A 19,603-nucleotide genomic window follows, 5' to 3' on the forward strand; every position below is an offset into this window, starting at 1 on the left:
CTTGCCCACACCCGGTGAAGTGAGGCCCTACGCTGCGAATCATGTCGATCGACCGTGTTGGGCTCGTCGTCGGTGGTATCCGCCTGGCGTCGGGGGTATCGTTTCTGGTCGACCCGGCGCGGGCGAATCGGTTGTGGGGTGACCCCGAGAAGCCGACGGGATCCACGTGGTTGCTGCTGCACTCGATGGGTTACCGCGATGCGCTGATCGGTGGGCTGCTCGCGTCGGCGGCACTGCGTGGCCGGGACACCCGAGGCTGGTTCCTGGCCTCCGGTGGTGCGGATGCCGCAGATCTGTTGGGCGGCATGGGTGTTCATCACGAGATGCGGTCGTCGCAGAAGTACATCGGGCTCGGCGGCGCCGTCGTCGGGATCGGTGTCGGGTTGTGGGGTGCGACGCGGCGCCGGTCTGTTGCTGTGGGAGCTGCCGCTACGTCCTGACCCGAGCGAAGTTGAGGCGCCTGTTGTGGAGCAGATGGTCGTCATCTCTCGCGGACCTGCGAAGAGCGTGCCGTCGTGTCCGATGAGCCGCTCGGCGTATCGCCTCATAAAGCCGCACATCGGCGTGAGCACACGTCACTAGACGGGCGGACGTTCGGCCTCTGTTGCGGCGGGGTGCCGGTGCAATGCGTCGACGATCGCGTAGAACTCCGGGAACTCCTCACCCAGCGGGCCATAGCCGCCGAAACGATGCGCGCGTACGCAGAAGAACGCCCAACCACGCAGTAGATCAACGCCGGCCCATTCGGGGATTTCGTTGGTGCGGCGGTATTCGTCTTGGAGAGTTCGCATGAGATCACCAAGCAGACTCGGGTCACTCGCCAACCGCTCATAGCCGTTGTACTCATGCGCCCACTCGGCCAACGACTGCTCGCGGTGTTCGTCCATACCTGCAGACAATAATCACGCGCGCCGACGAATTCGACGGACGGCGGCAGCGTCGATCGTCTAGGCCGCCATCCGCGCCGCGGTGGCCGCGGCGATCTGGTTGAGGTGGTTGGTGGCGACCTGCACCGAGCTCTGGTGGGGGAGCGCGTCGACGTACTCGTAGGTGATGTGCGGCAGAGTCGGCGGGTTGGTCGCGTAGAAGGCGACGGCGCGGTCGATGGCCTCGACGAGTGCTGGGCCGCCCACGATCGGGTCGGTGACGAACGCCAGCACCTGCTGGGCGAGGCTGCCCTGGCCGGTGAGTCCGGCGATCAGCGCGACGGCGGCGTTGATGCTGATGCCGAGTTGGACGGCGGCCTTGTAGACGGCGGTGATGTCGCGGCCGGCCTGGTTGTTGGGGGTGGTGGTGTAGAGGTCGCCGGGGTTGGCGAAGTCCCACCAGGTGTCAATGCCATTGGCGTCCTTGGGGATTTGCGCGGCGGTCAGGTTGGTGACGGCGATGCCGCGGCCGCCGGGATCGGTGCCGCCGGGGAAGGTGTGGCCGGTCAGGCGCCAGGGGTTGCCGAAGGTGTAGCCGCCGATCAGGTTTGGCCGGGCCCACTGCAGACTGCCGGTCATGATCTCGGCGAGGACCCGGGAGGCGGCCTCGGCGCCCTGGCTGTAGCCGCCGAGGGCGAAGGTCTGCTTCGGGTAGTTGTTGATCCAGCCGATCGCGTTGGTGACCGCGATCCGCACCGATTCGGCGTAGCTGGGGGATAGCGGCGCGCCGGGCGGGATGGGGCCGAACGTCCAAGGGGCCTGGATGGGGACTTCGAAGACGAGGTCGGGGTCGGCAGCGTGGACGACGTCGGAGGGATAGCCGGTGCCGGGGGCGGCCCACGTGCCGGCAAAGGTAAGGACGGCGTGGCGGACGTGGTAAACGCCCGAGATGTTGGCGGCGATATCACTGAAAGTGGTCATCGCTCAGCTCATTTCGCGGTGGTGGGGAGTCCGTTTGCTTTGCGCCACTGGATGGCGAACTCCATGAGCTCGATGAGCACGTCGCCGCTGTCGCGGGTGATGCCGTCGCTGAAGGTGTGGACCCAGGCGATCTGCTCGGCGGTGGTCACCTGCTGTTCGAAGGCGTCGAAGGTGCCCTGGTAGTTCTGGCCGTTGTGGGTGGAGTTCCATGGGCCGCGGTTGGGGTCGTCGACGATGTCGCCGATGTTGCGGGGGTGGCGGGCCAGGACGCGGCGCCAGGGTTCGGGCATGCCGTTGGCGGTGACGCCGGAGATGTCGGTCTGGAGCGATTGTGCATCAGCCATGGTGGGGCCTCCTGATCGGTGTTGTGCCTTGTGACGAGAACCTTTGCGATACGCGTGGCTGACAGTCGCCGGGAATTGAACCCGGGATCTGTTGTGTCGCCTCGCGTATCGCCATTGCCCGCCTTATTTGACTAGGTCGTCCAATTTCCACATTAGGCCCGGATTGATAGGCCGTCGAACTTGTCGGTGGGTGGTGCGACGATGTGCGGCTCACTCAAATCAGGAGGAAGACATGAAGAAACTGTTGGTGGCTGCGATGACGGTCGGGGCGGCTGTTGCGTGGAGTCCGGTGGCCGCGGCCGAGCCGTCGTGGACGATGCCGAACCTGGTTGGGATGGATCTGCAGGGTGCTCAGGATGCGATCCAGTCGCTGACCCGGGGTGCGGTGTGGTTCAGCGGGTCGACGGACCTGACCGGGAAGGGCCGGGCGCAGATCATCGATCGCAACTGGCAGGTGTGTACGTCCACGCCGGCGGCGGGGGCGACGATCACGACGAGTACCGCGGTCAGGTTTGGGGTGGTGCGGGATACCGAGAAGTGTCCGTGAACGGGGTCTCGCGCACAGTGAGCGCATCTTCGCGAATAGCATGCGAGGAGAAGGTCGCTTGAGAGTTAGGGCAAATGTCGGCAAGACCGCCTGCATCGTCGGAGTTGGTTCGTGCACGCATGAGCCGGCAGCGGCGTAGCGCCACAAAGCCCGAGCTACTCGTGAGGCAGTTGCTGCACGCCCGCGGAATCCGCTACCGCGTGGATTCCGCTCCAGAACGTGATCTGAGGTGCAAGGCCGATATCGTTTGGCGCGGTTTGCATCTCGCAGTTTTTATCGACGGCTGTTTCTGGCACGGATGTCCCCACCACGCGACCAGGCCCAAAGCCAACGAAGAATGGTGGGCGCAGAAACTCGACGACAATGTGGAACGGGACCGCAGAACAGATGCGGAGCTGGCGGCTCGGGGCTGGACCGTGCTGCGATTCTGGGAGCACGAGGAGCCCGACGCAGTCGTCGCTGCCATCTGCACGACACTCGCGCAGTTGCGCGGCGGGCGGGCGGTTGACGGGAGCTAGTCCTGCGCAGCCGCCATACGGTCGTCGAGGTCCTTGATCCGACGGCCGAGGGGAACGGGACGTCCCTCGAACCACGGTGCATTGACCGTGCGGTCGAGCTCCTCGGCGTCGATCCGCATGTTCAATGCCTGAGCCAGGACATGTACCGCGAGGCGTGGGGGAATTGCATTCCCGATCTGTTGACCGACGTCGTTGCCCGACCACGGGAAGTCGGACGGAAATGTCTGTAGTCGTCCGGCCTCTTGATATGACAACCGGCTCTCCCCGCCGCCCGCAAGGCGGAGGCGATTGCGCATCACTTTGCCCGTCACCGTCGCTGCGGGTTCATGGGAGTGTCGTTGCCCGCGATTCTTCGGGTCGCCGCCGCTGCCGTAGTTGGAGACGACGGTGAAGCGGGTGCCCCGCCCCAGTGCCTGTTCCATCGATACCCACGGCAAACGTCCGAGTACCGCTTGGTCGGGCGCTCCTCGTCTGAATGCCTGATGGGTCGGCGAGGGCAGTGATACTTCATCGTCGCCAAACCTCGCGATGAGAATGGCCCGGCGACGGGTTTGTGGGACGCCGAACTCCTCCGTCCGGAGTACGCCGACATCGACCCCGTATCCGTGCTCCTTGAGAATTTCGCTGAAGGCTTGCCATATGGGCAGCACCGCGGGTACCTGTTCCAGCACTATCGCCTCATATGGCTTGCCGGCTTGCAAGGCGAGCAGGGCCCAGCGCATCGGTTCCAAGACCAGGCCCGTCCGATCGTCGGCGAACCCACCACTCGGGATGCCATCCCCGAGGTTTTCGGCCATGGCCTCGGCTTGCGCGATCAATTCGTTCAGTGCTTGCCTGCCGGAGCCGCTGCCCGCGACCGTGAATGTTTGGCATGGCGGTCCGCCGGTCAGGACGGTGCATTCCGGAAAGTCAGCGGGTCCGTAGTTTCGTACATCGCCTTGGCGAGTGTCGAGCCCGGCGGCCCTGCGCGTCGCGCAGGCGTTGGGGTCCCATTCGATGCCTGTGGTCGGGATGCCGAGCCACGTTGCTCCGACGTCGAGCCCGCCGGGACCCGCGAACAGGTCGACGATTTGTGGCAGCGGATCAACGAGAGCATCTTCCCCCGGCATGCCTGAGATGCTAGCCGGCGCGGGCCGGATCTCCTATCCGAGACTCTACGACCGTGTCGCACCAGGTGCCGGGGGCGTGCGCCCATAGCAAACACAAATATATGCCTGTCATCTGCAAATTTGTCGGCGGTGAGTGGTAGACATTTCAATGACGCGGACGTCAACCCGCAAACAGGGGTTTGTCGGGGGCTAGCAGTGGGGGTATGACCGTGGCAACGGGGGATTGGATCGGCCCTGATCCTGCTTTGGAAGGGTTGGTCAACCAGTTTCGAGACACGTGTATTCGCGTCTACAAAGAGGATCCCAACCGCGTCGAGGAAGACGCCGGCAAAGAGCGAGGAATCGCCGAGGGCGGGTATGGCCGGAAACAGATTCAGGAGCTCGTCCAGAACGCGGCGGACGCCCTTCAAGGCCTCGCAGGCCGCGTTCAGGTCTGCTTGACGAACGAGGCCCTCTACGTCGCGAACGAAGGCAGACCGTTCGAGGAGCTCGGTCTTCGTGCACTGCTCTACACGCACTTGTCGAACAAGACCGGCACCGAGATCGGTAGGTTCGGGCTCGGTTTCAAGTCGATCAGCGGGATCTCCGACAGTCCGCAGGTATTCAGCCGATCGGTGTCATTCCGGTTCAGCCGTGAGAAATCGGCGGAACAGCTGTCCGACGAGCTTGGATCCCAATACGAATTGAGCGCCGTTCCTGCGCTACGGCTGGCGTGGCTGCTCAACGCTACTGCCGAGTTCCGCGAGGATGCCATTCTGGGTGAGCTTGCTTCGTGGGCTACGACAGTCGTCAAGGTTCCACTGAAAGTTGGAGCGGCGAAACAGCTTTCGGATGAGATGGCAGAATTCGATGAGTCGTTCAGCCTGTTCGCCTCCCACGTGCGGATTCTCGACCTCGTAGACGACGTGGCCGACCGTCAGCGACATTTCAAGGCTGTGAAGAGCGGAAACCGTGTCACCCTCACCACAGAGGACGGTGATCGGGAGTGGTTGGTCGTATCGACGGACCACGAGCCTTCACTCAAGGCGTTGGAATCGGCGGGCCACGCAGCTCGGCGTGAATCGGTGACGGTGAGCTGGGCCCTGCCTCTGACGGGACGGGTCGAGTTGGGCCAGCTGTCGGCCTTCTTCCCTGTCAAGTCGGATCTGACCTTGAGTGGTCGGGTCAATGCGCCGTGGAAGTTGTCCGACGATCGCATCAACGTGATCGAGTGTCCGTTCAACTACGAAATCCTGACCGAGGTCTTGCCGCAGTTGGTTGTAACCGCCCGCAAGGATCTGATCGCGGGTGGTTCCTTCGCAAGGTACATCGACGTACTCCCCGCGCGGGGCAAAGAATCTCGCAGTTGGGCCGACAAGGTCTTGAACGAGCCAGTGTTCGAAGCCCTCCGAGCTTCTCGCTGCCTTCCAGACCTCGATGGTCAGCTGCGCGCCCCCAGTGCGCTGCAACGTGTTCCGGACGACGTCGTTGACTTCGCCGACGAGTGGCTCGAGGTAACGGGCAATCGGGGTGCCTGGGTACATCCCGAATGCACCAAGGGCAATGAGCGCAGGTCCAAGGTTGAACGTCTGCTCCAGGACGAGGGGCGGGCGACGACTGCGGGCAGGGTTCTCCATTGGCTGCAATCGGTTGTGGCCGAACCGAATTCAAGACAGTCGGCAGCTGCGATCAAATTGGCCGTAAAGCTGGTCGCCAAGGGAGGCAACACGGAGAAGGACGTCCGGGATGCTCGGATTGTCTTATTGGAGAACAAAAGTCTGGCGCAGCCCGTACGCGGGCGCTGCTTTCTGCGGTCCGATAACCGCCAGAACGGCACATCGTTTGTTGATGGCGCAGTGGCCGGCAGTGAGTCGACCGTAGACGCACTGAAGTACCTGGGCATCACCGCGTTCGAAGACGGCGGCGACATGTTGCAGCTGCTCACCGAATTGCGACACACCGGGAAGGTCGACTGGGGCGAGCTGTGGATCGCGATGCGTGGTTCGGGCGCGCAGATGGTGCACGAGGCCTTCGCCAGCGTGCTCGACGGCCACGCGGCGGAATTGGTTCGGGTCCGTGATGGCAACGGGCGGTGGGTTACTCCTCGCGGCCTGTACTGCCCGGGTGAGTGCCTGAAACAGCTCAAGGAGGACGGCACATTCCTGGTCGACGGTGATTACCACGCAGGTGACCATGAGATCTTGTATCTGCTGGGTGTGCGCTCCAGGCCGGCGCGATCGGCGGCACATGAAAAGTGGGTGACGCGATACCAAGGGGCGGTTCGGGACAACATCGGCGACCAGCTTGGACTGAGCGTCCAGGCTCGACAGAACATCGAGATCGAGTCCATCGGTTCAGTTCTCGGACCTCTGGAATGTCTGCCTGAACTCAGCGTCACGAACAAAGTCGGCCTGAGCCTCGCGGTCATCAGCGAAGTAGACGTTCCACGCGTCCGCGTCAGCCATCAAAGCGTCCCCAAAACAGCCTTGTATGTGGCGCCAGAGCTTTGGTGGGTTCGGCAGCACGGGATGCTACAGACGACGTTGGGTGCGATGCCGGTGTCCGAAGCCTTCGTTGCGCACGTCCCCGACGCGCCGGAGGGGCTTCTGCCTTGCGCGAACCAGGTTTCGCTCAGTTCTGATGCAGAGCGGGTGTTAGGTCTCAAACGAGCGATGGAAGAGCTGGACCCGGCGGGATTCAATTCGCTTTCACAGATTCATGTCAAACGCGACGATGTTTTGCGAGTGGGCCAGACCTACGCCTGGTGGTGCTGGACGCACAAGGATGCCGTCCCACCGGAACGAGTGTGGGTTCGCAGCGGCGGGCAATGGATTGAAGTCGATCGCAAGAGTGTCGCTGTCGTCCACACCCCGGAGATGTACGACGAACTCGGCGAGTTCGGCATCTCGTGCATCCTCGTCGATGGCATCGAGGACGTGCACACGCTGAGCGAAATTTGGGGTTGCCTCGAGGGACGCGACCTTCCCGTCACCTATTCGTACGACACGAGCGCGGAGCCTGAGCGGCTCCTTGATGTTTTCCCCGTGCTCGACACGCTCCCCGGCGCTGACGAACTCGAAGACATCGTGCTCCAGAAGTGCCCGTCGATCAGCAAGATGGCCGCAGTGCCTGGCCGGCCCGCGACGCACGTGCCCTGCCAAGCGGGTCGTGAGTCGAACACGGTCTTGGTGACAGGTGCCAGCGATAGGGAAATTCTGAAGCAAGCACTCGAATGCCTGCTGTACGACAACTCGGACCGCAAAGTCGATCTCCTGCTCAAAGATATGGAACAACGCCGGAACTCGGCGTATATCCGTGCAATCCGGAACGCATCGAACGATGCTGAACGACTTCTGATGTTCGCCGGCGAGGAGCGCCTGCGGACGCTGGTGCCGAAGGATGCACTCACCTATCTGGTCAACGATCGGTGGGTGGAACCTCATGGGCTCGAACTCGCCCACCTATGCGTAACCATGCTGGGCGTTCGTGCCCTGGAACGCGTATGCAAAGTTGATACGGCTGGACTTCCAGTTCCGCCTCCGTCGACATGGGCGGGATCATTCAACACGCGTGACTGGGTGAAACGTCTTGGGTTCGGCGAAGAGTGGGCAGGCCAGCGAGCCAGGCGGCGTAACAAGCCCACGGAATACATCGATGGTCCGACTCAGCTCGATGCGCTCCACGATTATCAGCGGGTGGTTTCGCAGCGCCTCTCCGACCTGCTACGAGGTGTCGGGCCCAAGCGAGGAATCGTTTCACTGCCGACCGGGGCAGGAAAGACACGGGTAGCTGTCCAGACGGTCATCGAGTCGATCCGCGATGGCAGTCTCGACGGCTCGGCGCGCGAGACAGTCTTCTCCGGGCCTATCTTGTGGTTGGCCGATGGTGAAGAACTCTGTGAGCAAGCGATCGACGCATGGTCATATCTATGGCGCGCTGTCGGTCGACAGGATACCCAACTGATCCTCAGCCGCTTCTGGTCGAACTACGAGATGGAAGAAGAACCTGCAGGCGTCCAGGTAGTGGTGGCGACGTGGCAGAAAATTCTTGCGCGTGCGGTCGACAACGATTCTTACGCGTGGTTGGCCGAGGCTCCGATCGTCATCGTCGACGAGGCGCACGGTGCGTATACCCCTTCCTACACAAGGATTTTCGAGTGGTTGGGTCGAGGCACTCGACAGCGGGACAAACCCCTCATCGGATTGACGGCCACACCATTTCGCGGGCGCAGAGAGAGTGCGGAAACGGAGCGCCTGCTGAATCGCTTCGATGACAACAGGTTGGACGAGGGTGTCTTCGGCGATGAACTCCCCCAGGTCAGATTGCAGCGCGACCGAGTTCTGGCTCGAGCCAGCCTGGAGATTCTCGATGGTGTGTCGGCTGATCTGTCGCAGGACGAGCTCGACTACTTCAGATCGAATGGCTGGCTGGCCAAGAGCGCGGAAATCCGCCTCGGCAGGAATGAAGACCGTACCCGGACGATCGTCAATTCGATCATGGGCAAGCCGGCGAACTGGCAGATCGTGGTTTTCGCTGCGTCGGTGGAAAACGCTCAGACTCTGGCCACCTTGCTCACGATCCAAGGCCGCCCGGCGGCGTCCATCGACCAGGACACCAGTCCTGAAGACCGACGAGTGGCCATCGAACGCTTCAAGTCGGGTGATCTCAAGGTCTTGACGAATTACGCAGTGCTATCGCAAGGCTTTGATGCGCCGAAGACCGACGCCGTCTACATTACCCGACCGACGAGCAGCGAGGTTCGCTATCTGCAGATGGTCGGGCGAGGGCTCCGCGGGCCGAAAAACGGTGGTACCGAGGAAGTTTTGATCGTGAACATGCTCGACAACATCGTCGAGTTCAGGGACAGCATCGAATACGAGAAGGTGAAGGACATCTTCGAATCGGAGCGTGACGAGGAGTCCGTCTGTGTCAGATGAAGGTCGACATAGCATTGAGCTGAACGACGAACAACTTGACGTCGTCGAAGCTGCACCAGACGCGCGGTTACTCGTGATGGCGGGGGCCGGGCAAGGCAAGACCGAGGTCGTCGTCAGCAGGATCAACAGCTTGGTCCGGGACGAGGGCCTGACGGCCTCCGATGAGATTCTGGTCCTCAGTTTTTCGCGTGCGGCGGTATCGGCTGTCCGGACCCGGCTGGACTTGAGGGACGCTGCCACGCCAAATGTTCGGACATTCGACTCGTTCGCGAGCGTCTTGCTGGTCGGAGCCGGCGTTCAACCCGATGGCAGTTTCAACGACCGCATTCGGCGTGCGACGCAGCTGCTGAAAGAGGCCGACGACGCGCCCGTCGAGGTCGAACTCCTGCGTCACGTCATCATCGACGAGGTTCAGGATCTGGTCGGAGACCGCGCCGATTTCGTGCTGGCGATTCTGAAGTGGCTCGACGACGACGCGGGTATCACCGCCCTCGGTGACCCGCTGCAGGGCGTATATGACTTCCAGCTGGACGAATCCCTCAGCAAGACTTCGGCAGAGGACGTCTTCAAGCAGCTGACCGACGTCTTCGCGTGTGAGGAGGTCGCGTTGGGCAAGAACTACCGGGCCAGGGGCAAGTACCCGAAGGAAGTGGTGGTCTTGGGCGACAAGCTCCGTGCCATCGCCGATAGCGACGATGCCGACGACCTGCTGGTGGACCTGGTCTACGAATTGCCCTACCGCGGTGAGATCGAGGAGTGGTACGACCTCGTCACCCCATCCGTCGGTAACAAGACGGCCGTGCTGTGCACGACCAATGCGGACGTCCTTCGCGTGTCGAGATTCCTCAACGAGAAATCGATCCCGCACGCTGTCCGCAGGCAAGCACAGGATTTCGGTGCCGCGCGGTGGATCGCAGGCGCGCTCGGCCCCTTGCCTGGTCCGAAGGAACGACGGTCCGAGGTCGAAGCTGCGCTCGAACGGTTACTTGCCGAACACGACGTGGACCAGAAGTGGAACGAACTCAAGTCCGCCGAAGGACGCACACGTGATTTCGACTCGCTGGACCTTCGCAGAATGAACAGCCTGATAAAGGCGCGAGCGCTGCCGCTTACACTCACCGAGCCCGACCACAGTTCGGTCATCGTGTCGACGATCCATCGCGCGAAAGGCCTCGAATTCGACTCTGTCTTTGTCGTCGAACCGAATTGGTTGCCGCCCGACGAGGACAGGTGGACGAGAGTGCGTCGTGAGTACGTGGCGTTGAGTCGAGCGCGCGACGAAATCTTCACCTGCAGGTTGCCGCAATCGAAATCGACGATCAAGGCCGACGACCGGCTGGGCCGGTTCAAGGAGGAGGTCAGGAGTAGGAAGAAGGGCGGTAAGCCATGGACGAGAGCATTCGAATTCCTCTATGGCGACGTTGAAACCGCATACCCCGCCGTCTCGCAAACCGTTGACGCGCAACGCATTCAACAGACGCTGCAATCACTCGATCAAGTCGGTGTGAAGGTTTATGCCGAGCTCGACGAGGCCGAGTCCACTACGGAATCGCCTTCCTACATGCTTGTCACGCAGGACCTGCAGCCATTGGGACGCACAAGTCCGGCGTTCAATCATGCCTTCCAGAAGACGTTCGGATGGTTGAAGAATCGCCCGACAGTCATCGAGGGACTCTCCTTGGTATCGGTGGAGACTGTTGCCGGTGACTATCGCGAGTCGGAGAAGGCCGGCCTCGGAAGCTCGGGCTTCTGGCTGGTGCCGCGAATAACAGGCCTTGCCCGTCCTGATCTGAACACAGCATAGGAGTTGCAGCCGCAATGGCGAATCTTGTTGAGCAGTACGGTTTTCGCGACGAAATCGTCGACGAACTGATCAAAGACCTGGTCGGGCCGGCGGAGGGCGCAGAAGAGGTCATCACAGACCTTCCGCTGGACAGGTACATCGCCGGAGTCCTCTGGCCGGCAGACGATCAGCTGCAGGAGGCGGCCGAGCCCGACAGTGGTGAGGCCGAGGAGAACGACTCCGAGGACAGTCCGATCTCGCAGGCTCTGATGCGGTACCCGACATCGATGGGGATTACGTTCTCCGTTGATCTGGAGCGGGCCACGTCGGTTCAAATCGCAATCACGGCAGCGAAATATGTTCCGTCAGGTACCAAGAGCAACGGCGATTCATCGGATCAGCGTTCGAGTCGGCGGAATCAGAAGGCGAAGCCGGACTCGTGGGTTCGCAACCAACAGGTCGTCGATCCGATCGACTGGGACGTCGCGACGCCGGGGGCGAAGAAGATCGATGTCGCGCCGGGCCTTCAGCTCTACGTGTACAGCCGGGTGCCGAAAGACGGCCGCGTCGCGGTGTCGGTAGCGTTGCGCAATACGCAGGTGCCCCCCAAAGGAGAACTCCGCGACGCATTCGCCTGGTTTCAGGTCGGGGTGGAAGTGCGGTCGACCGAGCATGCCATCGTGGACCGGACTTCGTACGGTGTGCTGGGTAACGACTCTGACTTGCGTTCGGCTGCATTGCTTTACCGCAACGCGCGAGTCTTCGCGATCGGTCACGGCTGTGCCGCGACATGGGACCGGGAAGGCACTTCGGCCCATGTCGGACGGGTGGCTTCGACGTTCGTCCCTCGGCAGGAAGTTTGGCGGGCGAAACCCGGTGGTGTCAGCGGTGATGTTGACCTTCGAATGTCGTTCCTGGCCAACGCCACCGATGAGGAGCTGGCGGCGAACCTTGGTCGACTCGTCACCGAGTATCGCGATTGGATCGACGGGCTGAGTGAGAGTGTTCAGATCGGCGAGGCGGACGTCGAGGATGGGCTCAAGCGTGTTGCCGAGGAACATGTCGTCCGTGCCCGGCGTGCGGCCGAACGCATGCAGAACGGTATCGACCTGATCGTCACCGATCCCGTTGCAGGACGCGCGTTTCGGCTCGCGAATGCTGCAATGCAGGTGCAGCGTGCCCGCCAGGACTGGGTGCGTGGCGGTGCAGTCGGAGCGGTGGGCGACGGCGCCAAGCAAGGCTGGAGGCCATTTCAGATCGCCTACATTCTGTTGAACCTACCGGGCCTCGCGGATGCAGATCATGAAGACCGCAACATCGCCGATCTTTTGTGGTTCCCGACCGGTGGTGGCAAGACGGAGGCCTACCTCGGACTGGTCGCCTTCACGATCATTCACCGCAGGCTCAAGGATCCCGACGCCCTCGGCGTGGCAGTGATCATGCGTTACACCCTGCGCCTGTTGACCATTCAGCAATTCGAACGCGCAACCATGCTGCTCTGTTCGCTCGAGCGATTACGGCAGCGCGAGAACGACCTCGGGGACCGTCCATTCTCGATCGGTCTCTGGGTCGGCCAAGGTGCCACGCCAAATACGTTGGTCGAGGCGCGGAAGTCGCTCAGGGACATCGCAGACGGCAAGGAGCTCAACGAGAAGAACCCGGTACAACTCACTCAGTGCCCCTGGTGCGGACAAGACCTGAACGAAAACCACTATTCCGTGACGAAGGGTACAGAAGAGAGGCTCAAAATCGCATGTGGGAACAGTTCATGTGACTTCCGCGACGGTCTGCCGGCGTACTTGGTGGACCAGGACATCTACCGGATCCGTCCCGAGCTGGTCCTGGGGACCGTCGACAAGTTTGCGCAGATGGCGTGGAACGAGAAGGTGCGAAACCTGTTCGCGCGAGATGGAATTGGAACACCACCGTCGCTGATCATCCAGGACGAACTGCACCTGATCTCCGGACCACTCGGCTCGATCGTCGGGTTGTACGAAGCCGCCATCGATGCCGCCTGCGGGCGGCTGACCTCCGAAGGTGTCAAGGGACGGCCGAAGGTCATCGCCTCGACGGCGACCATCCGCCGTGCCGATCGTCAGATCCTCGCGGTGTTCAACCGCCGCGCCGAGCAATTCCCGCCTCCTGGCATCGATCCCGATCAGTCGTTCTTCGCAGAACCTGCCTCGCGCGACGAAGAGGGCACGCGCGAGTACGTCGGGGTGATGGCGCCGGGAACCAGCCATGCCACGCTCATGGTTCGGGTCTACGCCGCGATACTGCAGGCCGCCCATGATCTGTCCGGGAGTCCCGAGACCAGGGATCCGTACTGGACGCTGCTGGGATACTTCAACAGCCTCCGCGTGCTCGGCAGTGCGAATCTTCAAGTGGAAGGCGACGTCCGAGACCGACTCCAACTCGTCGCCCGCCGCAAACAGGCTTCGCCGCGTGACCTCAGGCCACCGGTCGAACTGACCAGCCGCGTTCCGTCCGCGGAGATTCCGCGCACGCTCAAGAGTCTCGAGAAGGATGTCTCCTCGGGCTCGGCGAATGATGTGGTCCTGGCCACCAACATGATCTCGGTCGGCGTCGACATCGACAGGCTCGGGCTGATGGCGGTGATGGGTCAACCCCAGTCGAGTGCCGAGTACATCCAGGCCACCAGCCGTGTCGGACGCCGGTACCCCGGTTTGGTTGTCACGATATTCAACGCTGCCCGTTCACGTGACAGGTCGCATTACGAGAACTTCGTCCCATATCACCAGGCGCTGTACCGTGCGGTCGAAGCGACAAGTGCGACACCGTTCGCCGCTCGCGCACGTGATCGTGCACTGCATGGCGTGCTCGTGTCGCTCGCCCGGCTGATGGTGAATGACCTTGCGGCCAACGAGTCGGCCCACAAGGCCACCGTTCGGTACGACGAGATTACGCAGCTGGCCGAGTTTCTGGAGCAGCGCGCGCAGGACGTCACCGATCCGGAGGAAGCCGAGGACACCAAGAATCAGCTAGGAGAACTTCTCAAGGTGTGGGCCGAGGCTGCCGAATCTCGGCCGGACATGCAGTACCGGAACAGCCGCGATCATGACGATTCACTGCTCGTACCCTCCGATGTGGCGTTGACGGATGACGACATCGAATACTCCACCCGAGAGACGCCGTGGCCGACACCGCAGAGCATGCGGGATGTGGACGCCGAAAGCACGCTCTACCAAATACCCGCAAGGAAGGTGCCTCGATGAACACCCCAAAAGCTCGGCGTAGCCAGTTGCTGAGCACCTACGGCGTGGGGGGACTGTTCCCCTCTGAATCAACCAGTTTCATGATTGCTGGTCTCCACGAGTGGGACGTCGACAAGGCCGAACACATCGCCGAGCCGCGACTGGCCAGGGCGCTCGGCGTGACGGAGCTCAAGGCACCGCCGGCTGGCGGTAAGCGCGATGTGCCCGTCATTCGATACCCCTACACCCAGGTGTGTCCCAAATGCCGGCGCATCGGCGCGCTCTCACAGCTGTCCAAGGACAAGAACGAGGCCAAATGCAAGGTCGACAACGTCGACCTCAGCCCGTTTCGGTTGATGGGCGCCTGCCGAAACGGTCATGTGAGCGAGTTCCCGGTATTCCGGTGGCTGCACAAGGGACAGCAGGAACAGAGCGTCGGCGATGAGCACGTAATGAGGCTCAATGTGCTCGGACGGACGTCTTCTCTCGGTGACCTGGTATTGACGTGTACCTGCGGCGTAGAGAGCCGCAGCCTCGACGGGGCAATCGGTTCAGGATCACTCAATGACTTCGGCAAGTGCAGCGGACTGCGGCCTTGGCTAGGACTCGAAACGACCGAGGAGTGCGACCAGTACCCACGCGCAGTCCAGCGCGGTGCCTCGAACGTCTGGTTCCCAGCCGTGCGGTCCGCGATTTCCATACCCCCGTACTCGGAAGCCCTCGCGAAGTTCGTGGACAAGCACTGGGAGATGGTCAAGGACCCAGCCGCGGTGATCCCGCCCGTGCTGGCCGGTCTGGCTGCGATGTCCAAGGGGCGCTTCACCGCTGACCAGATCAACGGTGAGATCGAACGCCGTCGCGGCGAGGAAGAAGACGACGAAGAGATCTCGGAGGCCAAACTCCGCGCCGACGAGTACAAGGCGTTGGTCGAGGGACGTGACGACGAAGGAATCGACTCGGACTTCGTATGCCTCCGCCGCGACGTTCCTGACGGCTTCGAATCCCTGATCTCTGACGTGCGGAAGGTGACCAGGCTCCGCGAAGTGCGTGCGTTGCAGGGGTTTACCCGTCTCGACGGTGCTCCCGATCCATCCGGACCAGCGCAGAAGCTGTGCGCACTCGCCCCCACGCACCTGCATTGGTTGCCTGCGATCGAAGTAATCGGTGAGGGTGTGTTCCTCGCGTTCCGGCGTGAGGCACTCGAGGAGTGGGCCGGCGCTGACTTCGCGCAGAAGCGACTGCGGGCGCTGCAGAAGGCAGCCGACCGGGCAGCGTTGGAATACGGCCGTCCCCAGGCGCCTGTCGAGATCATCAAGGTGGCGATCCACACGCTGTCGCACGTCATCATCGACCAGTTGTCCCTCGACGCCGGCTACCCGGCGGCGGCGCTCCGTGAGCGGCTGTTCGTGAACGACAAGGTGGCCGGGCTGCTGGTCTATACCGCAAGCTCGGACTCGGCAGGAAGCCTCGGTGGGGTCGCCTCTATGGCGGAGGCCGAACACCTTGGGGCGGCGCTCCGCGAAGGGCTGCAACGTCTTTCGTGGTGTTCATCCGACCCAGTGTGTATCGAATCGGCGGGATCAGGTGCCGACGGACTGAATCTCGCGGCCTGCCATGCATGCGTCCTCGCGCCGGAGACATCATGCGAGATGAACAACTCGTTCTTGGACCGGGCGCTCTTGTTCGGTACTCACGACGAGGGTTGCGAGGAAGCGGGGTTGTTCAGTGAGCTCGTGGAGATGGCGCGCTGAATTGGGAGCGCGATCGGAGTCGGCCACCTGCAGAATTGATCGTTTGTCGGTGGCCCGTGCGATTCTGTACGGCTGGCTCGAAGGCGGCCTGCATCGGCTAACAGCCGCTTTGTGAGGAACCGAGGTGTGATCTAGATGCAGTGGCTAGTGTCACGGGAAGCGGAGCAAACGGAGAGGGTGGTTCGAACGGCTGGTCGGTGGGTGTGCGGTGCCTAGGTACAAGTTTCAGTGGTCGAACCTGCCTACAGAACTCCTCGACGAGCTGTGCCAAGCCTTGTTCGACCACTGCGACGGATTCGACCCCGCCGCCGTGCTGTACGACGCCTACGGCGCCCGCCCGAAGGGGAACTTCGTCGAAGAGGCCTGGGACACGCTTCGTGAAGGCTGGCTGCTTCACGATGGGGAGTCGCGTCACCGCGTCGTCTCGGAACTTCGAGCACTCCGCCATGAAGACGGGCAGCTGTGAACCCGCAAAGACCAAATGGCCTACCTACGTGGGCTGAGCAATGCGAAGAATCTGCGAGCCGTCGTCTTGCAGGCCTTCATCGACCGTGGCGAAGTCGAGGCAGAAGAGCCCGAGCCCCCCCGAGATCGAATCCAAACCACCCGCCGAGGTCAAACACCAACCACAGATCGTAAAACTGAAACCCCCAGCACCGCCGACCGGAGATGACGTGCAGACCGCCGCAGTAGACAAACCACAAGACCTCAACGTCGCCCCCGGCTCGATCGTGGTCATCCGCGATGAGGAGTGGCTGGTCACCTCGGCCGAGCAGGGATCCGACGGCTGGCTGGTCCGAGTGCGTGGACTCTCCGAGTTGGTCGCCGAGACCACTGCTGCGTTCTACTCCAGCCTCGACACGATCGAGGTGCAGGACCCCAAAGAGGCGAGAGTGGTGCCCGACGGGTCGTCCGGCTACCGCGATTCCCGGCTTTGGCTGGAAGCGCTGATCAGAAAGACACCAGTTCCGTACGGCGACCAAAATCTCACGGTCTCGACCCACATGCTCGCCGATGCCCTCGCCTATCAAAGAGCAGCTGTCACGAAAGCTCTTGATCCACAACATATTCGCCCACGAATCCTGATCGCTGACGCGGTCGGTCTGGGCAAGACCCTCGAGATCGGCATGGTCCTATCGGAGTTGGTGCGGCGGGGCCGCGGTGAACGCATCCTGATCGTCACGCCCAAGCACGTCCTTGAGCAGATGCAGCACGAGCTGTGGTGCCGCTTCGCGCTGCCGTTCGTCCGACTCGATTCGATTGGCATCCAGAAGGTCCGCCAGAAGCTCCCGGCGACCCGCAACCCGTTCACCTATTTCAAGCGGGCCATCATCTCCATCGACACGCTCAAGAGCCCCCGCTACAAGGCCCACCTGGAACGCCAGCAGTGGGACGCCGTGGTCATCGACGAGTCCCACAACCTCACCAATGCCGGCACCCAGAACAATGAGCTGGCCCGCGTCCTGGCACCGAACACCGAGGCGCTCATCCTCGCCTCCGCGACCCCGCACAACGGCAAGGAGGAATCCTTCGCCGAACTGCTGCGGCTGCTGGACCCGACGGTGGTGCACGCCGACGGCGGCTTCACCAAACGGGACGTCGAATCGCTGCTGATCCGTCGGCACCGGCACAGCCCGGACGTCGCGGCCGAGGTCGGCAGTGACTGGGCCGAACGCGCCGAGCCGGTGCACCTTCTCGTCAAACCGTCCGCGGCCGAGGATGCGGTCGCCGCGGAGCTGTCGCAGACCTGGCTGCACCCCGCGTCCGGCAGCTCTCCCTACTCCGGTGACACCAAGGCTCTGTTCCCGTGGACGCTGGCCAAGGCATTCCTGTCGTCGCCGGCCGCGCTGGCCGAGTCGATCAAGCAGCGCCGCGCCAAGCTCGATCAGGGCGATCCCAAGCAGCGGGCCGAACTCAAGGCCCTCAACACTCTTGACGAACTCAATGCGGCGGCCCTCGGCGAGCAGGCCGGCAAGTTCGCCGCATTGGTCAAGCGCCTCAAGCAGATTGGCGTCGGCAAGGGATCAGAGACGCGTGCTGTGGTGTTCGCCGAGCGGATCGCCACGCTGACCTGGCTGCGAAACAACTTGCCGGCGGCGCTCGGCCTGAAAGACGAGAACATCGCCATGCTGCACGGCGGGCTGTCCGACGTCGAGCAGCAAGAACTCGTCGACAGCTTCAAGCTGGAAACCTCACCCATCCGGGTGCTGGTGACCGGCGACGTCGCCTCCGAAGGCGTGAACTTGCATGCACAGTGCCATCACCTGATCCACTACGACATCCCGTGGAGCCTCATCCGCATCGAGCAGCGCAACGGCCGCATCGACCGCTACGGGCAGAAGCATCCGCCGGTGATTTCCTCGTTGATCCTCGAACCGTCCGACCCGGAGTTCTCTGGCGACCTGCGGGTGCTGTCGCGGCTGCTGGAACGGGAGAACCAGGCCCACGAGACACTCGGCGACGTGGCCTCGCTGATGGGCAAGCACAGCGTCACCGAGGAAGAGAACGTAATCCGCGATGTGCTCGCCAAGCGCGGCGAACTCGACGACGCGGTCCGTACTGCAGCCGAGGTCGCGGCCGGGGAGGACCTCGATGCGTTCTTCGCCGAATTCGACGCGGTCGAGGCGACCGCGACGCCGTTACCCGCATCGGCACGTCAAAGTCTGTACGCCGACGACCTGACCTTCCTCGACGAGGCACTGCACGCGGCATTCCACGACAAGCCTCACGCCGCCCCCGAGCAGGGCGGCATCGGCTGGACCGTTAGCGCACCGCATGGCATCGCCGAACTGTCCCCACCGCGCGACCTCCGGCAACGGTTGGCACAACTCCCGCAAAACTACCTACACCATGGCCGAGTGCTGGAGCGACTCAAACTCGCCACCAACCCGACGGTCGGCACCGCTCAGTTGCGCATCGCGCGAGAAGGCAAGGGCATCAACAACACCACCTGGCCTGAGGCGCACTTCCTGGGTCCGCTACACCCTGTACTGGACTGGGCCAGTGACCGCGCGCTGACGGCGCTGGGCCGCAACCAGGTGTTCGCGATCCGGGGCGACGTCGACGCCCCCACCGTGTTGCTCATGGGCACTTTGAGCAACAAACGGGGACAACTGATCTCGCGGGTGTTCTCCACCGCTGAGTTCCCCAACCCGGCCAAACCTGATTTCTGCATGGTCGAAGCCCTCGAAGACATCAGCTTTCTCACCACACAAACCGGCCTCAAACCCGGCGCGGCCAACCCGGGACCGATCGCCGAGCCCGAGCGCTATCAGGCACTGATCCCGATCGCCGTCGACCACGCCCGCCGCGAGATGCGCTGGGTGCTCGACGCACAGGAAGCAGCCACCACCGAACGCCTCGCACAGTGGCGCAAGCGAGCGCAGCGCTGGCACGACGATGCCGAACAACTCGAACTCTTTGGGGCGCAGCGCTCAAGGGTAAGCAAGCTCGGGCAGCGCATCAACGACGAGCAGCGCCTGGCCGACCTACTGGCCCCTACCCAGCAGCTGGTCCGCCCGCTACTGATCATCGTGCCCACCGACATCCCCGTCGCCGGAAAGGAACTCTGAG

Annotated in this window: 13 protein-coding genes; 9 read left to right on the forward strand and 4 right to left on the reverse strand. The window is 62.7% G+C overall.

Annotation, left to right across the window (positions count from 1 at the left end; all coding sequences use genetic code 11):
* Positions 1–41: 41 nt before the first annotated feature.
* Positions 42–440: a DUF4267 domain-containing protein gene (locus tag ACJH6H_RS21270; protein ID WP_406775747.1), complete on the forward strand. Its 399-nt coding sequence runs from the start codon at positions 42–44 to the stop codon at positions 438–440.
* 138 nt (positions 441–578) lie between these two features.
* Here the strand turns inward: ACJH6H_RS21270 and ACJH6H_RS21275 are convergent, their stop codons facing one another.
* The 3 genes from ACJH6H_RS21275 to ACJH6H_RS21285 are packed head-to-tail and all read right to left on the reverse strand — an operon-like array spanning position 579 to position 2,191.
* Positions 579–887: a hypothetical protein gene (locus tag ACJH6H_RS21275; RefSeq protein WP_406775748.1), complete on the reverse strand. Its 309-nt coding sequence runs from the start codon at positions 885–887 to the stop codon at positions 579–581.
* A gap of 60 nt (positions 888–947) precedes the next feature.
* Positions 948–1,847 carry a hypothetical protein gene (locus tag ACJH6H_RS21280; protein WP_318987128.1) on the reverse strand — a complete coding sequence of 300 codons (900 nt, stop codon included), beginning with the start codon at positions 1,845–1,847 and terminating at the stop codon, positions 948–950.
* Between the two features lie 8 nt (positions 1,848–1,855).
* Complete coding sequence (locus ACJH6H_RS21285) at positions 1,856–2,191, reverse strand: hypothetical protein (RefSeq protein WP_212812451.1); 336 nt, start codon at positions 2,189–2,191, stop codon at positions 1,856–1,858.
* Positions 2,192–2,423: 232 nt separating this feature from the next.
* On the opposite strand from ACJH6H_RS21285, the gene ACJH6H_RS21290 reads away from it, so the two are divergent.
* The gene (locus tag ACJH6H_RS21290; protein WP_406775749.1) at positions 2,424–2,738 is read left to right on the forward strand and encodes a hypothetical protein; all 315 of its coding nucleotides are present in this window, start codon (positions 2,424–2,426) and stop codon (positions 2,736–2,738) included.
* Positions 2,739–2,857: 119 nt separating this feature from the next.
* Positions 2,858–3,256 carry a very short patch repair endonuclease gene (locus tag ACJH6H_RS21295; RefSeq protein ID WP_406775750.1) on the forward strand — a complete coding sequence of 133 codons (399 nt, stop codon included), beginning with the start codon at positions 2,858–2,860 and terminating at the stop codon, positions 3,254–3,256.
* Here the strand turns inward: ACJH6H_RS21295 and ACJH6H_RS21300 are convergent.
* Entirely contained in the window at positions 3,253–4,365 is a 1,113-nt protein-coding gene (locus ACJH6H_RS21300; RefSeq protein ID WP_406775751.1) for a DNA cytosine methyltransferase, read from the reverse strand. The two genes, ACJH6H_RS21295 and ACJH6H_RS21300, sit on opposite strands and share 4 nt — an antisense overlap.
* Before the next feature lie 203 nt (positions 4,366–4,568).
* Between ACJH6H_RS21300 and ACJH6H_RS21305 the strand changes: the two genes are divergently transcribed.
* The 6 genes from ACJH6H_RS21305 to ACJH6H_RS21330 all read left to right on the forward strand — a co-directional run bounded on the left by ACJH6H_RS21305 (position 4,569) and on the right by ACJH6H_RS21330 (position 19,602).
* On the forward strand, positions 4,569–9,281 hold the full coding sequence (locus ACJH6H_RS21305; RefSeq protein ID WP_406775752.1) for a DEAD/DEAH box helicase: 4,713 nt from the start codon (positions 4,569–4,571) through the stop codon (positions 9,279–9,281).
* A complete protein-coding gene (locus ACJH6H_RS21310; protein WP_406775753.1) occupies positions 9,271–11,085 on the forward strand; it encodes a UvrD-helicase domain-containing protein in 1,815 nt (604 codons plus the stop codon). Before ACJH6H_RS21305 ends, ACJH6H_RS21310 begins: the two co-directional genes overlap by 11 nt.
* A gap of 266 nt (positions 11,086–11,351) precedes the next feature.
* Positions 11,352–14,300 (forward strand): helicase-related protein, encoded by a 2,949-nt coding sequence (locus ACJH6H_RS21315; RefSeq protein ID WP_406775754.1) that lies wholly within the window; start codon positions 11,352–11,354, stop codon positions 14,298–14,300.
* Positions 14,297–16,030 (forward strand): DrmB family protein, encoded by a 1,734-nt coding sequence (drmB, locus tag ACJH6H_RS21320; protein ID WP_406775755.1) that lies wholly within the window; start codon positions 14,297–14,299, stop codon positions 16,028–16,030. Before ACJH6H_RS21315 ends, drmB begins: the two co-directional genes overlap by 4 nt.
* A 208-nt stretch (positions 16,031–16,238) precedes the next feature.
* Complete coding sequence (locus ACJH6H_RS21325; protein WP_406775756.1) at positions 16,239–16,496, forward strand: hypothetical protein; 258 nt, start codon at positions 16,239–16,241, stop codon at positions 16,494–16,496.
* 208 nt (positions 16,497–16,704) lie between these two features.
* Positions 16,705–19,602 carry a helicase-related protein gene (locus ACJH6H_RS21330; RefSeq protein ID WP_406775757.1) on the forward strand — a complete coding sequence of 966 codons (2,898 nt, stop codon included), beginning with the start codon at positions 16,705–16,707 and terminating at the stop codon, positions 19,600–19,602.
* Position 19,603 lies beyond the last annotated feature (1 nt).

It is taken from the genome of Mycobacterium sp. SMC-21 (genome assembly GCF_045310825.1).
In the GTDB taxonomy this organism is placed as follows: Bacteria; Actinomycetota; Actinomycetes; order Mycobacteriales; family Mycobacteriaceae; genus Mycobacterium.